Origin of the sequence: Pseudoduganella albidiflava (assembly GCF_004322755.1) — a bacterium.
GTDB lineage: Bacteria > Pseudomonadota > Gammaproteobacteria > Burkholderiales > Burkholderiaceae_D > Rugamonas > Rugamonas albidiflava.
The window spans coordinates 5,238,489-5,252,085 of the sequence record NZ_CP036401.1; the positions used below are offsets into that span (position 1 = coordinate 5,238,489).

Here is a 13,597-nt window from a genome sequence, read left to right on the forward strand (position 1 = left end):
GCCGGCGCGGGCATCACCCCAGCGCCATGGCGCCGGACATCAGGAGCAGCAGCAGCATCCACAGCAGCAGCGCGCGCCAGACCAGGCCCACGGTGCTCTGCAATGCGCGCACGCTGGGTTCGTCGCCCGGCAGGGTTTCCACCTCGACGTCGCTGATGTCGACGGTGGCGGCATCGGCCGGCACCACCTTCGCGGCGTTTTCCTGCGGCGTGCCGAGGCGTACGCCCATGGCGCCGCCGCCGGCGGCCAGGATGATGCCGATCGCTTCGTCGCGCCAGCGATGGGCGAAGTTGCGCCACGCGTAGATCGCATCCTCGAAATTGCCGACCACGGCGAAGGCCACCGCGGTCAGGCGCGCGGGGATCCAGTCGATCCAGTAGAACGCCCTGGCGGCGAACTGTCCGAACGCCTCGTTCTTCATGTGATCCGGTTCGTTCCAGGCGCGCGCCAGGTATTCGGACACGCGGTACATCACGGCGGCGGCGGGGCCCAGCGGCAGCAGGAACCAGAAGAACACGCCGAAGACGTTGCGGTGCGTGGTGATCAATGCCTTTTCGACAGCGATGCGGGCAATCTCGTTGGCTTCCAGGCCCACGGTATCCTGCCGGGTCCATTCGGACAGCAGCGCGCGCGCGGCGGGTTCGTCGCCGGCGTTCAGCGCCAGCTGGATCGATGTGAAATAGTGGCTATAGTGGCGAAATCCCAGGGTAAGGTAGACGATCAGCACATTCCAGGCGAACGCGCCCAGGATCAGGTTGTAACGCAGCAGTACCCAGTAGATCAACCCGGTGGGCACCATCAGCGCCGCCATCACCAGGAACCAGCCCATGCGGCCGTGACTTGCCTGGCCCGCGTTGAACCAGGTTTCCATGCGCACCGCGAACAGCTTGATGTTGGCGTAGATCGGGTTATCCGCGCGCAGCGGCTTCATTTGCTCGAGCAGCAGCGCGCAGAGAATCGAAAGAAAAGTCATCTAAATCCCTTGGGGTGCAATGTGCGCTACGATAGCTTAAGCGCGCAAGAAATGAAACAGATTGCGCAGCATGCCCGCAGTGGCGCCCCAGATGAAATGGCCCTCGTACGGCATGGTGTAGAAGGTGCGTTTCGCCTGCCGGTCTTGCCCCGCGCCGGCAGCTGGCGGCAGCGCCGAACGCAGTTCGTGATGGGCACCATCCATCAGGAAGCGCAGCGGCACTTCGAAGATTTCGGCGACCTCGAACGGGTCGGCCTTCAGCTCGAACGGCGGGGCAACCAGCGCCACCACCGGCGTCACCGCGTAGCCGGTACCGGTGTGATACAGGGGCAGCGTGCCCAGGATCTCGATGTGGCGGCGGTGCAGGCCGATCTCCTCTTCCGTTTCGCGCAGCGCGGTATCGACGGCGTCGGCATCGTCATGCTCGGCGCGCCCGCCGGGAAAGGCGACCTGGCCGGCATGGTCGTTCAGGTGGGCGGTACGCCGCGTCAGGAGCACCGTGATCCCCGCGGGGCGCAACACCAGCGGCACCAGCACCGAGGCGGGGGTGGGATTGGCCCGCGTTCCACGCGATTCGTCGGCCGTTTCCGGGAACCAGTCGACCGTTCGCGCGAAGCGTTCGCGCAGCCAGCCGGGTGCCAGCCGCTCCGGCGGCAACGGTGGCTCGCCGGCGATGGCGTCGATGGGAAGCAGCGCGGGATCGAAGAACGGCTTGGCCAAGGTGGTCTCCAGGTAGCGGCGCCAGGGAGCCGGCGCCAGGTGGCAATACTGGCAAGTATGGGCGCGGCGGATAAAAAAAAGGGTGCCGCAAGGGCACCCTTTCAATCGACGGCGAAGGACTTCGCCGAAGACCGCGATTACTCGCCTTGTGCCGAAACGGCAGCGCGGCGGTTCGGCAGCTTTTCCTTGATACGTGCGGATTTGCCCGAACGCTCGCGCAGGTAGTACAGCTTGGCGCGACGGACGTCACCACGACGCTTCACTTCGATCGAAGCGATCAGCGGGGAATACAGCTGGAAGGTACGCTCGACGCCTTCGCCGGACGAGATCTTGCGAACGATGAAGTTCGAGTTCAGGCCACGGTTGCGGCGGGCGATCACGACGCCTTCGTAAGCCTGGGCGCGCTTGCGCGTGCCTTCGACCACGTTCACGTTCACCACCACGGTATCGCCAGGGGCGAAGTCGGGGATGTTCTTGCCCAGGCGGGCGATTTCTTCTTGCTCGAGTTGCTGGATCAGATCCATTGTATGACTCCTGTTGCCATCTTGCCGGCGCAGCCTGTTGGCTTGCCCGGTAGAGGATGGGTTTGAACAAGCGGACCGTTACCGGCCCGCACGGTTACTGCTACGACGAGACAGGTTTTGCTAAACCTGCCAAAAACTTTTCATCCTGCCGGCTCAACTGCCCCGCGGCGCGGGCCTTGTCGAGCAGGTCGGGGCGCTTGCGCGCGGTGGCTTCGAGCATGCGCTCGCGGCGCCACTTGTTGATCTCGGCGTGGTTCCCGCCCATCAGCACAGGCGGCACGGCCACGCCTTCGTACACCTCGGGCCGCGTGTAGTGCGGCGAATCCAGCAAGCCGTTGACGAAGCTGTCCTCGACGGCCGAAGCATCGGTGTTCAGCACACCGGGCAACTGCCGCACCACCGCATCCATCAGCGCCATCGCCGGCAATTCGCCGCCGGACAGCACGAAGTCGCCGAGGCTGATTTCCTCGTCGATGCAGCGGTCCAGCAAGCGCTGGTCCACCGCTTCGTAGCGGCCGCACAGGATCACCAGCCCGGGCTCGTTCTTCAACTCCATCACCCTGCCGTGCGTCAGCTGCCGGCCTTGCGGCGACATGAACACCACGCGCGGCGCCGGCAGCCCGGCCACGACCTGGCGCCGTTTCGCGGCGGCGATCGTCGCTTCCAGCGGCTTGGCCAGCATCACCATGCCGGGCCCGCCGCCATAAGGCCGGTCGTCCACGGTGCGGTGGTTGTCGGTCGTGAAATCGCGCGGATTCCACAGGTTCAAGCCCCACCGGCGCTGCTCGTGCGCGCGGCGCGTGACACCGGACTGCGTGAGCGCGGCGAACATTTCGGGGAACAGCGTGACGACGTCGAACTGCATGGATGAAGCGGGCTCGGTAAACAGGCTGGATAAGCGCAGGCTAGACAAGCGGACCAGATCAGCGGACTAAATAAGCGGACCAGATCAGCGGACTATCAAGCGGGCTGCAAGGCGGATCGGAAACCGGCGTTCAGAAATCGAGACCCCAGTCCACGACGATCTTCTTCGCTTCCCGGTCTACCTTGATGACGAACTGGTCCACGAACGGGATCAGGCGCTCCTCGGATTCCGGGTTGGCCGGATCCTTGATGCGCAGGATCGACTGCGGTCCATTGCTCATCATGTCGTGCACCACGCCCAGGCGTTCGCCCTGCAGGTTGTCGACTTCCAGGCCGATCAGGTCGGCCCAGTAAAATTCATCTTCATCTTCCAGCTGCGGAAACTGGCTGCGCGGGATGAAGACCGCGGCGCCCTTCAGCGCTTCCGCCGCGTCCCGGTCGGTGATTTCGACAAGCGTCGCCACCACGTCACCGGAATGCATCCTGGCCCGCTTGACTTCAACGTCGCGCAGGCCCGGCTTGTCCAGCCACCAGGTTTTTGCGTGCAGCAAGGCATCGGCATCCGTGGAGAACGGACGAATCCGCACTCCGCCCACCAGACCATAGGCACCGGCGATGTAGCCTACCTGTACCAGATCGCCGGGAACGCTCCCGGCTTCGCTCTTGCCGCTCAAACCGCTCGAACCCGTGAAAACTTAGGCTGCTGCTTTTTGCGAATTGACCAGACGCTCGACAGCCGGGGACAGCTGTGCGCCAACGCCTTGCCAGTACGACAGGCGATCAGCGGCGATACGCAGCAGTTCTTCCTTGCCCGAAGCCATCGGGTTGAAGAAACCGATACGCTCGACGAAGCGGCCGTCACGACGATTGCGGGAATCGGTTGCAACGATGTTGTAGAAAGGGCGCTTCTTGGCACCACCACGAGCTAAACGAATAACGACCATAATATTTCCAAAAAGTGTACTGAGTCGGAAAAAGCCGCCGATTATAGCGTGCTTCCTCATTGCCCAGCAAGAATTATTGACAATAGTGAGAGTTGGGGCAATCCATGATTATCGCTGATATGGCCCCGATGGGCAATCGCAAATTGGCTTCCTTGCGGTATCGGCTGTCGCACCGGCCGACACGCGTGGCGGATTTTGCCCGATACTGTGCAGTTACCGAAAACTTCGCCACCCACGGATGGATCGCGCATGTCGCATAAAAACAAAACGCTGGCCACGCTGCTTGCCTTCGCCTTGGGCGGGCTGGGCATTCACCGCTTCTACCTGAAGGGATTCAATGACCGCTGGGGCTGGCTGCATGCGGCTTCCCTGCCCGCCTGCGGCATCGTGATGGGGGCCGCGCCCCAGGCGGACTGGTATTTCTGGTACCTGCCGCTGACGCTTTCGATGCTGGCGGGCTTCCTCGAAGCGCTGGTGCTGGGCCTGATGGCGGACGAGAAATGGGATGCCGCCCATAACAGCGGCTCCGCGCGCCGCAGCGATTCCCGCTGGCCGCTCGCCGTGATCCTGGTGGCCACGCTGATGGTCGGCGCCGGCACGCTCATCGCCACGCTCGCCCGCCTGTTCGACTTGCTGTACACGGGCGGCGCGTACGGTTGAAGGGCCATTCGCGGCGCCGCGGCCGGCTTGCCTGGCGGGCCAGCGCTCATGATGATTCGACTCATCGCTGATTCGACTCATTGCTGATTCGACCCATTGCCGATTCGACTCATCGCTGATTAGACCCATTGCTGATTCGCCCCATTGCCGGCAGGGCTGATTGCCGATCCGGCTAATTGCTGATTTACAAGAGATTACAATTTGCTCAGCCGTACGAGGTGCCGGCCCACCTATACTGCGCCCATCTGTCATTCCTGGAGCAACCATGAAATCCCGTATCCTGCGCACCGTTCTCGCCACCCTCGCCATGTCCACGCTGATGGCCGGCGCCCATGCCGACCCGCACCACAAGAAGCGCACCTGCAATGATTGCGCCAAGGTGACGGGCGTGCGCGTGGTGGAAAAGGATGGCAAGGGCGGCGCCGCGGGCGTGATCGTCGGCGGTGTCGCCGGCGGCCTGCTGGGCAACCAGATCGGCAGCGGCACCGGCCGCGACCTGGCCACGGTGGCCGGCGCCGTCGGTGGCGCCTACGCCGGCAAGCACATCGAAGGCAAGATGAAGAAGGTCAAGACCTGGAACGTCAACGTGCGGTTTGAAAACGGCCGTACCGCGTCGTACAGCTTCGCCAACGATCCGCACATGCGCAAGGGCGACCGGGTGCGCCGCCAGGGCGGCACCCTCGTTCGCGGCTGATTCGCGGCTGATCCGCAGCTGATTTGTGACGGTCCCGGCGGGTTTCACGGCCGGACCGCGCGGCTGATTCCGTCACCGGACCGCGCGGCTGACCCGCTTCAGCGCCGCTTGGCCGGCCACTTGCCGGGCATGCGTTCGCGCAGCTTGTCCGCGACGGCGCCGAGGTGGGCATACCCGGCATAATCGGCGCCGACCCAGGTGGTGTACATGACCCCGTCCATCCCCGGCGGCAACTGCTTGCCGAGCACGCCGAGCCAGTTGTTCACGCTGCTCAATTTATCGTAGTACAGGGCGATCACCTGCTTGTGGCCAGGGTCGGCAAACCGCTTCACCGAAGCGCGGCGCCCTTCGTCTTCAGCCGGCGTCATGATCGAGCCACCGGTCCAGTTGACGACGACGAAGCTGCGATCCAGCGCGACCGAGGATTTGCTCAGGTCGCCGTTGACCTGCCAGTAGCGCGGAATAGCGTTCATCGACGGATCGAACATGTCGTTCCACACCAGCTTTTCCACGGGCCGGCGGTAGCCGGTCAGCCGCGCGCCGACGCCATTGACCATGCGCGCCAGGTATTCTCCGGCGGTCTTCGGTGGCGGCTTGCAGCCCGGATCCCAGTTCATCACGCGGATCTCGTCGTAGTACATGAAATACCGGTCGACCTTCGAACCGGGAAACTTGCCGCCGAAAATCTTGTTGATCTCGTCGTAATACGCCTTCTGGATGTCGAAGTATTCATCCCGGCAGGCGGTGGCCGGCGTACCCCAGCGCGACACCAGGTTTTCCGCCGACTGGTACCACGACACGTCGAGCACCTGGCCATCGCGGATGCGGCTGCCACGCGGGATCGTCAGCTTTTCCGCGCCCACCGCGTAGTCGCCGCCTTCCCGGTACACCGTGCCATCCTTCCCTTTCACGACCAGCGGCAGCGAGGCGCGCCGCACCGGATGGGCCAGGCCGATCTCGCGCAATTCGATGTCGTCGACCCAGACCGCCGTCGACGGATCGCCCGCGCGCTGGTTGGACAGGTAGAACGTGACCCAGGAAGCATTGCCGGTGTTGAACTCGAGGTCATACTTTTTCCAGTCCTGGCCGGCGCTGAACATCTTCGGGTCGGAATTGCCCCGCTCGTTCCATGTGCCATCCGGCTTGCTGCCCCAGCCGAGGTTGGACGAGGCATTGCGGTACACGGGCACGTTCTTGCCTTCCGCCAGGATCTGGATGAACAGTTTCGACGTGGGATAGCGCGGGCTGGCCTTCAGCCAGAACGACAGGCGGTAAGCCTTGTGCGGCGCCAGGTCGAAGCGGCGATACACCCGCGAGTTGTAGGCCGGGCCGGCGTTCGACGGCGACATCTTCATCGACCCGGAGGCCGCGGAGCCGCCGGTGTGGTCGGTCGTGCGGTCCAGCTTCACCCAGGCGGCATCGCGGGCCCAGCCGGCCTCGCTGGCGAAGTCGCCGTTCGTGACCAGGTTGGGGCCGCTCACCGTGGCGACGTCTTGCCGCACCGTGAACGACGCGCTGGCCGGCAGCGCTTCCACCAGCTCCGGCTTGAGCAGCGTGGGAATCGCCGGACCGCCCCCTACCGGAATCAGTTCCACCCCTTGCGACGCGGCCAGCGCGATCAGCTCGGCCAGGTTCTTGCGCAGCAAGGCGGTCTTCCCGGTGGGCTTCAGCAAGATCTGGTAGCCGCCATCGCCGGCGGTATTGACCGCGATGCCGTTGTAGCCGTGCACCGCCGCATCGGCGATCACTTTTTTCAGGACTTCGACATCGGCCGGCACGGTGACATTGCCGCCAAAGTAGATCCAGCGCTTGGGGAAACAGTCCGGGCAATCGGCATCGGCGGCCACGGCGGGCGCGGCCAGCGAAGCCAACAGCGAAGCAAACAGCGCAGCGGTGGTCTTCCTTCGAAATACGCTCATCCTGCTCATCCTTTCTCAGTTTCCCGCAAGAATATCAGGAAGCGCTGCCGCGCCGCGCCAGCAACAGGCCGACGGCCGCGCCGGACAGCAGGCCGGCACAGGCGCGGTTGAAGACCAGCCGGCCGCGCGGGCGCGCGAACCATTGCCGCAGCCGCGTACCGATCGCCGCGTAGATGGCGATCGCCACCAGTTCGAAGACCAGGAACAGCAAGCCCAGCAAGGCAAACTGGGGCACCATGGGCCGCCCCGGGTCGACGAATTGCGGCAGGAACGCGGTGAAGATCAGGATGGCTTTCGGGTTGCCAGCCGCCACCAGGAATTCCTGGCGGGCCAGCCGCACGAACCCGCCATCGCCGGTGGCGGCCGCGCCCTCCTCGCCCGGCCCGGCGCGCCACAACTGCCAGGCAAGCCAGAACAGGTAGACGGCCCCCGCCACCTTGATCGCGTAGAACAGGGTTTCCGACGCATGCAGCACGACCGCCAGGCCGCTCGCCGCCAGCCCGATCATGCCGGCGAACGCCAGCAGCCGGCCCAGCCCGGCGACACAGGCGGCACGGAAACCGTAGCGCGTGGCATTGCTGATCGATAGCAGGTTGTTGGGCCCCGGCGCCAGGTTCAGCGCGAAGCAGGCGGGGATGAACAGCAGCAGCGTGGACAGGTCCATGTGTTTCCTCGGCGTGGGTGGCGGCAATGGCCGGGCTCGGCGTGCGGCCATTCTAGCGCCGGCACGGCCTGCCGCCAATCCGGCGCCGCTTACTTCAGGAACGCATCCTTGACCGCCTCCATCAGCGGATTGGTGCGGCCGTCGGCGCTGCCATAGTTCAGGGTCCAGATGATGGCGCCCCCTGCGCCGGTGGCGCGCACCCAGCGGCCCTTGGCGGCGATGCTGTTCTGGTCTTCGTAGGTCAGCATGCCCGACAGCTCGCGGTTGTATTGCGCCGTGCCCCGGTAGCCGCCCTGGTAGACGCGGTAGCCCATCTTCGCCGTGTCGTCCCAGTGGTACGTGCCGTGATCGAGGAAGCCGCCGTTCACCAGGTTGGCCCAGCTCCACGCCACATCGTTCGAGCTGACGGGCGTGACCGGCTGGTCCGGCCCCGTCACCGGCGGCGCATAGCTCATGCCGTAGAAACCGATGCCGATGCCCAGCTTCCCGCGCTCGATGCCGGCGTTCTGGTAGGCCTGCAGGCTCGATGCCAGGTCCATCGGGTGGCTGGCCGTATGGCCTTCGATCGGGCTGAACGTGGTGGTGCTCCAGCCGTCCGCCGCGAAGCCCAGCGCATAGCTCATCAGGTTGAACTGGTCGACGATCGATGCCACGGTCACTTTCCAGGCCGGTACCGTTTCATAGTTCATGTTCATCGCGTAGTTCGGGAACGTGATCAGGAAACCGCCGTCCCGCCAGCGGGCACGCGCCTTCGCGCCGGCGCGCAGGTCGGCGATCAGCGCGGTCAGGCGGAACTGCGCCTGCTCGGTATCGAGCACGTCTTCCCAGTCGAGATCGATGCCGTCGTAGCCATGGGCTTCCAGGTAATCCAGCACGTTGTTCACGAAGACAGGGCGCAGGGCCGGCGCGGTGGAGCGCAGGAAGCCCTGGCCGTCGCCCATGCCGCCGATCATCAGCAGCGCCTTCACGCCGGCCGCGTGGGCTTTGTCCACCAGGTAGTCTTCCACGCTCTTCGCGCTGACCGAGCCCAGCGTGCCGGCATCGTGCGCGGTGCCGGCACCCTTCACCACCTCGCCCGGCGCGCCGCCCAGCGTGCCGCCGCCCGGCGCCACGCGGCCGAAGACATAGTGCGTCATCGCGCTCATGTCCACGTGCTGCGGCGCATAGTCCGGCCAGAACCAGCCGGCATAGTATGCCGTCACCCACGGCAGCGCGCCGTTGGCGGCGGGTACCGGTTCGAGCGGCGGCAGCGTGTCGGGCGGCGGCGGGAAATCGGCGCGCACCGAGACGATGGTCGACGCCACGACGCCGGCGGCATCGGTGACGGTCAGCGTGACGAGATAATCGCCGGCCTTCGCATACGTGTGGCTGGCAGTGGCACCGCTGGCCGTGGCGCCGTCGCCGAAGCTCCAGTCCCAGCGCACCACGGGCTTCTCATGCACGTCGCGCGAGGCACCGCCATCGAAGTCGAAGCGCAACACGGTGGCGGACGGCATCGATGACGTCATCCGGGCGAACGGCTGCACGCTGTCGGCGCCCAGCAGGAACGCCTGCTTCACGGCGTTCAGCAGCGGATTGTTCAGGCCGTCCGGGCTGCCGTAGTTGATGGTCCAGAGGATCGTGCCGCCCAGCCCTTTCGCGCGCACCCACTTGCCCTTGGCGGCGATGCTGGCCGGATCTTCGTAGCTGAGGAAGCCGGCGGTACCCCAGTTGTATTGCGCGTGCCCCGTGAAACCGCCCGGGTAGTAGCGGTAGCCCATCTGCGCCACGTCGTCCCACACATACGTGCCGGCCGCCAGGAAGCCGCCGTTGACCAGGTTCGCGTAGCTCCACGTGGCGTCGTTCGATTCCTGCATGGTCACCGGCTGATCGGGGCCGGTGGCCGGTGCCGTGTAGTTCGAGCCATAGAAGCCGATGCCGATGCCGATCTTCGCCGGCGCGATGCCGGCATCGATGTAGGCCTGCACCGTGCTGGAGATATCGCTCGGATGGGTGCCGGACTGCCCGCCGATCGGCGCGAAGTGCCAGGTGGTCCAGCCGCCATGGCCGAATGCCATCTGGTAGGTCATGATGTTGAACTGGTCGACCAGCTGCGCCATCTCCACCTTCCAGGGCGGCACCACGTCGTAGTTCATGTTCAGGATGCTGGTCGGCCAGGCCACCAGCAGCGGCCGGTCGCGGTAGCGCGGGTGGAACGCGGCAGCCGCCTTCAGCTCCGTGACCAGGGCGATCAGCTGCTGCTGGTCGGCGGCCGTCTCGAGCCGGTCTTCCCAGTCGATGTCGACGCCGTCGTAATCGTGCGCCGACAGGTACGCCAGCAGGTTGGCGATGAATGTCTGCCGCAGTGCCGGCGTGGTCGACGCGGCGAAGCCGGGTCCATCGTCGTTCCCGCCCAGCATCAGCAAGGCCTTGATGCCGGACGCGTGGGCGCGCTGCACCAGGTAATCCTCGACGCTCTTCGTGGTCACGCCGGCGGGGAGCTGCCCCGCTTCGTGCGCCGTACCGGCGCCCGGCACGATCTCGCCCGGCTTGCCGCCCAGCGTGCCGCCGCCCGGCGCCACGCGGCCGAACACCACGTGCGTCATCGCGCTCATGTCGATGTTCTGCGGCTGGTAATCGTGCCAGAACCAGCCGGCGTAGTAGCCGGTGACCCATGGCGTGGTGGCGGCCACCGCGCCCGTCACGTCCACCGTCAGTGCCAGCGTCGCCGTCGCGCCACGGTTATCCCTGACGGTCAGCGTGGCGGCATAGGTGCCCGGCCTGGCATAGGTGTGTGCAACGCGTGCCCCGGTGCCGGACGCGCCGTCGCCGAACGTCCACGCATGGCTGGCGATGGTGCCATCGCTGTCGGACGATCCGGCCGCATCGAAGTCCACGGCAAGCTTGCCCGACACGGGCACCGCGACGGCCATCGGCACCGGCGCACGGTTGCCAGCCACGGTGACCGGCACCTCGGCGGACGCGGTGCTGCCACGGTCGTCCAGGACCGTCAGCCGCGCCGGATAGGTGCCGGGTGCCTTGTACGTGTGGCTGACCCTCGCGCCCTTGGCCGCGGTACCGTCGCCGAAGGTCCAGGCGTAGGCGACGACGCGGCCATCGTGGTCGCGCGAAGCGCCGCCGTCGAACGTGGCCGCCAGCGTGCCGGGAGTGGCCGTTGCGCTGCCCGCCGCTTCCGGCAGCATGTTCGGTTTCGGCTGCACGGTCACGGCGAAGCCCTTGCTGGCGCTCGCGCCGCGGTCGTCCTTCACGGTGAGGGTGGCCTGGTAGGTGCCGGCCCTGGCGTACATGTGAGAAGCATCCGGGCCGGTGCCCGTGGTGCCGTCGCCGAACTTCCAGCTCCACGACACCACGTGGCCATCGCGGTCGACGGAATCGCCACCGCCGAACACGATGATGGGTTCACCGGGGAATTGTTCCCAGCGCGGCACGGGCACCGGCGTGGCATTGGTGGCGGCGTGGACTGAACTGGCGAAGCCGGCGGCAAGCACGGCCAGCAGCAGGGTCTTCCTGGCAGACAGGTTCATGACTGATCTCGGAACGGCGGCCGCACCGGGCCGCCTGAGCGGGACGCCTCATTTCCTAGAGGCAACGCATGAAAGCGTACAGGAAGGTTTTACGGTGTTAAACCGGCATTACAAAACTGCGTAACAAGCGCTACAGTTTGGTGAAACTTTCGTTGCGTCGGCGCTGCGGTGCTGCCGTGCGGGGAGGCAGCGCTGCAGTCTGGCGAGATTGCCGTCACCGCAGCGCGATTGCCTGCCCGGGCTTAGAACATCTCTTCCGGCAGCGCCAGCACGCCGGCGTGGCCCTCGACGATGGCGGCGCGCATCGCGGTCGATTGCGCCACGAAGTGGTCGGCAAAGAAGCGGGCGGTGGTGATCTTGGCGCGGTAGAACGACGCATCGCCAGCGCCGGACGACAGCTTCTGCTGCGCGATCAGGGCGGCGCGCGCCATCTGCCAGCCGCCCAGCACGATGCCGGCCAGCTTCAGGTAGGTCACGCTGCCGGCGAACACCGCCTTCACGTCGCTCTTCGCGTTGGCCAGCACGAAATCGACCACCGCTTCGAGGTCGGTGGCGCCCTGCTCCAGCCGCGCACGGATGACGGCCAGGTCGCCGCTTTCCAGTTCGCCCAGCTGGGTGGCCGTTGCGCGCGCCTGCGCCAGCAGGTGCCTGGCCACCTTGCCGCCGTCGCGCAGCGTCTTGCGGCCCACCAGGTCGTTGGCCTGGATCGCCGTGGTGCCTTCGTAGATCGTCAGGATCTTCGCGTCGCGGTAGTGCTGCGCGGCGCCGGTCTCCTCGATGAAGCCCATGCCGCCATGCACCTGCACGCCGTCGCGCGCCACGTTCTCGCTCATTTCCGTCGACCAGCCCTTGATCACGGGGACCAGGTATTCGTAGATGGCCTGGTGCGCCGCGCGCGTTTCCTCGTCCTCGTGGTGGTGGGCGATGTCGTGGAAGCCGGCGCCCACGTAGGCCAGCGCGCGCGCCGCCTCGGTCTGCGCCCGCATCGACATCAGCATGCGCCGCACATCCGGGTGGTGGATGATCGGCACCGGGCCGCTGGAGCCGGCCAGGTCGCGCGACTGCACGCGGTCGCGGGCGAACGCCACGGCCTTCTGGTACGCGTTCTCGGCCAGGCCGATACCCTGCATGCCCACGCCGAAACGGGCCGCGTTCATCATGATGAACATGTATTCGAGGCCGCGGTTTTCCTCGCCCACCAGCGTGCCGATCGCGCCGCCGTTGTCGCCGAACTGCAGCACCGCCGTGGGGCTGGCCTTGATGCCCAGCTTGTGCTCGATGGAGACGCAGTGCGCGTCGTTGCGCGCGCCCAGCGAACCGTCCGCGTTGACGAGGAACTTCGGCACGATGAACAGCGAGATGCCCTTCACGCCCGGCGGCGCATCCGGCGTGCGCGCCAGCACCAGGTGCACGATGTTTTCCGTCATGTCGTGCTCGCCGTAGGTGATGAAGATCTTGGTGCCGAAGATCTTGTAGGTACCGTCGCCCTGCGGCTCGGCGCGGGTGCGCACGGCGGCCAGGTCCGAACCGGCCTGCGGTTCCGTCAGGTTCATCGTGCCGGTCCATTGACCGGTCACGAGCGGCTCCAGGTACGTGGCCTTCTGCTCGTCGCTGCCCGCCGTCATCAGCGCTTCGATGGCGCCGTCGGACAGCAGCGCCACCAGGGCGAACGACAGGTTCGCCCCGTGCAGCATTTCCACGCACGGCGTGCCGACCAGCTTCGGCAAGCCCTGGCCGCCGAAGTCCTGCGGGTGCTGCAAGCCTTGCCAGCCGGCGTCGGCGAACTGGCGGAAGGCTTCCTTGAAACCCTTGGTGGTGGTGACCTGGCCGTCGTGCCAGTAGCTGGGCTCCTTGTCGCCGGCGTGGTTCAGCGGCTCGATCACGCCGCTGACGAACTTGGCGTTTTCTTCCAGCACGGCTTCGGCCGTGTCGCGCGTGGCGTCCTCGCAGCCGGGCAGCGCGCTGATGGCATCCAGGTTGGCCAGTTCGCTCATCACGAACAGCATGTCTTTGATCGGGGCGGTATAGCTCATTGTCGTCTCCAAAAAAAAAGCCACGGTGGCCGGGCGGTGGTGCCTGGCCAGCGTGGCTCGATGTCAGCTTGTTCCCTC

General features: G+C 66.0%; 12 protein-coding genes. 2 read left to right on the forward strand and 10 right to left on the reverse strand.

Translation table 11 applies throughout. The annotated features are described in order from the left end of the window. Nucleotides 1–13 precede the first annotated feature (13 nt). The 6 genes from EYF70_RS21710 to rpsP form a co-directional block, all read right to left on the reverse strand. Nucleotides 14–973 (reverse strand): CobD/CbiB family protein, encoded by a 960-nt coding sequence (locus EYF70_RS21710; RefSeq protein WP_131147262.1) that lies wholly within the window; start codon nucleotides 971–973, stop codon nucleotides 14–16. Between the two features lie 36 nt (nucleotides 974–1,009). Then, the gene (locus tag EYF70_RS21715; protein WP_131147263.1) at nucleotides 1,010–1,693 is read right to left on the reverse strand and encodes a CoA pyrophosphatase; all 684 of its coding nucleotides are present in this window, start codon (nucleotides 1,691–1,693) and stop codon (nucleotides 1,010–1,012) included. Nucleotides 1,694–1,830: 137 nt separating this feature from the next. Further along, nucleotides 1,831–2,217, reverse strand: a complete 387-nt coding sequence (gene rplS, locus EYF70_RS21720; protein ID WP_131147264.1) for a 50S ribosomal protein L19 — start codon at nucleotides 2,215–2,217, stop codon at nucleotides 1,831–1,833. A gap of 100 nt (nucleotides 2,218–2,317) precedes the next feature. Further along, on the reverse strand, nucleotides 2,318–3,082 hold the full coding sequence (trmD, locus tag EYF70_RS21725; protein ID WP_131147265.1) for a tRNA (guanosine(37)-N1)-methyltransferase TrmD: 765 nt from the start codon (nucleotides 3,080–3,082) through the stop codon (nucleotides 2,318–2,320). Nucleotides 3,083–3,212: 130 nt separating this feature from the next. Then, complete coding sequence (gene rimM, locus EYF70_RS21730; RefSeq protein ID WP_131147266.1) at nucleotides 3,213–3,755, reverse strand: ribosome maturation factor RimM; 543 nt, start codon at nucleotides 3,753–3,755, stop codon at nucleotides 3,213–3,215. A 21-nt stretch (nucleotides 3,756–3,776) separates the two neighbouring features. Then, on the reverse strand, nucleotides 3,777–4,025 hold the full coding sequence (gene rpsP, locus EYF70_RS21735) for a 30S ribosomal protein S16 (RefSeq protein WP_131147267.1): 249 nt from the start codon (nucleotides 4,023–4,025) through the stop codon (nucleotides 3,777–3,779). Nucleotides 4,026–4,274: 249 nt separating this feature from the next. Here rpsP and EYF70_RS21740 point away from each other — a divergent pair, with 249 nt between their 5' ends. Beyond that, nucleotides 4,275–4,685: an NINE protein gene (locus EYF70_RS21740; protein WP_131147268.1), complete on the forward strand. Its 411-nt coding sequence runs from the start codon at nucleotides 4,275–4,277 to the stop codon at nucleotides 4,683–4,685. Nucleotides 4,686–4,950: 265 nt separating this feature from the next. Continuing rightward, nucleotides 4,951–5,379 carry a glycine zipper 2TM domain-containing protein gene (locus EYF70_RS21745; RefSeq protein WP_131147269.1) on the forward strand — a complete coding sequence of 143 codons (429 nt, stop codon included), beginning with the start codon at nucleotides 4,951–4,953 and terminating at the stop codon, nucleotides 5,377–5,379. Nucleotides 5,380–5,477: 98 nt separating this feature from the next. Here EYF70_RS21745 and EYF70_RS21750 read toward each other — a convergent pair whose 3' ends face one another. The 4 genes from EYF70_RS21750 to EYF70_RS21775 form a co-directional block, all read right to left on the reverse strand. Next, nucleotides 5,478–7,298 carry a hypothetical protein gene (locus EYF70_RS21750; protein WP_131147270.1) on the reverse strand — a complete coding sequence of 607 codons (1,821 nt, stop codon included), beginning with the start codon at nucleotides 7,296–7,298 and terminating at the stop codon, nucleotides 5,478–5,480. Between the two features lie 34 nt (nucleotides 7,299–7,332). Continuing rightward, entirely contained in the window at nucleotides 7,333–7,962 is a 630-nt protein-coding gene (locus EYF70_RS21755) for a LysE family translocator (RefSeq protein WP_131147271.1), read from the reverse strand. A gap of 89 nt (nucleotides 7,963–8,051) precedes the next feature. Then, nucleotides 8,052–11,486 carry a PKD domain-containing protein gene (locus EYF70_RS31410; RefSeq protein ID WP_165497758.1) on the reverse strand — a complete coding sequence of 1,145 codons (3,435 nt, stop codon included), beginning with the start codon at nucleotides 11,484–11,486 and terminating at the stop codon, nucleotides 8,052–8,054. A gap of 242 nt (nucleotides 11,487–11,728) precedes the next feature. Continuing rightward, complete coding sequence (locus tag EYF70_RS21775) at nucleotides 11,729–13,519, reverse strand: acyl-CoA dehydrogenase (RefSeq protein WP_131147272.1); 1,791 nt, start codon at nucleotides 13,517–13,519, stop codon at nucleotides 11,729–11,731. Between the last annotated feature and the right edge of the window lie 78 nt (nucleotides 13,520–13,597).

Coding starts and splice junctions, on each gene's coding strand:
- EYF70_RS21755 (WP_131147271.1), bottom strand. CDS start 7,962: ATGGACCTGTCCACGCTGCTGCTGTTCATCCCCGCCTGCTTCGCGCTG.
- EYF70_RS21740 (WP_131147268.1), top strand. CDS start 4,275: ATGTCGCATAAAAACAAAACGCTGGCCACGCTGCTTGCCTTCGCCTTG.
- EYF70_RS21775 (WP_131147272.1), bottom strand. CDS start 13,519: ATGAGCTATACCGCCCCGATCAAAGACATGCTGTTCGTGATGAGCGAA.
- rplS (WP_131147264.1), bottom strand. CDS start 2,217: ATGGATCTGATCCAGCAACTCGAGCAAGAAGAAATCGCCCGCCTGGGC.
- rpsP (WP_131147267.1), bottom strand. CDS start 4,025: ATGGTCGTTATTCGTTTAGCTCGTGGTGGTGCCAAGAAGCGCCCTTTC.
- EYF70_RS31410 (WP_165497758.1), bottom strand. CDS start 11,486: ATGAACCTGTCTGCCAGGAAGACCCTGCTGCTGGCCGTGCTTGCCGCC.
- EYF70_RS21710 (WP_131147262.1), bottom strand. CDS start 973: ATGACTTTTCTTTCGATTCTCTGCGCGCTGCTGCTCGAGCAAATGAAG.
- EYF70_RS21745 (WP_131147269.1), top strand. CDS start 4,951: ATGAAATCCCGTATCCTGCGCACCGTTCTCGCCACCCTCGCCATGTCC.
- EYF70_RS21750 (WP_131147270.1), bottom strand. CDS start 7,298: ATGAGCGTATTTCGAAGGAAGACCACCGCTGCGCTGTTTGCTTCGCTG.
- trmD (WP_131147265.1), bottom strand. CDS start 3,082: ATGCAGTTCGACGTCGTCACGCTGTTCCCCGAAATGTTCGCCGCGCTC.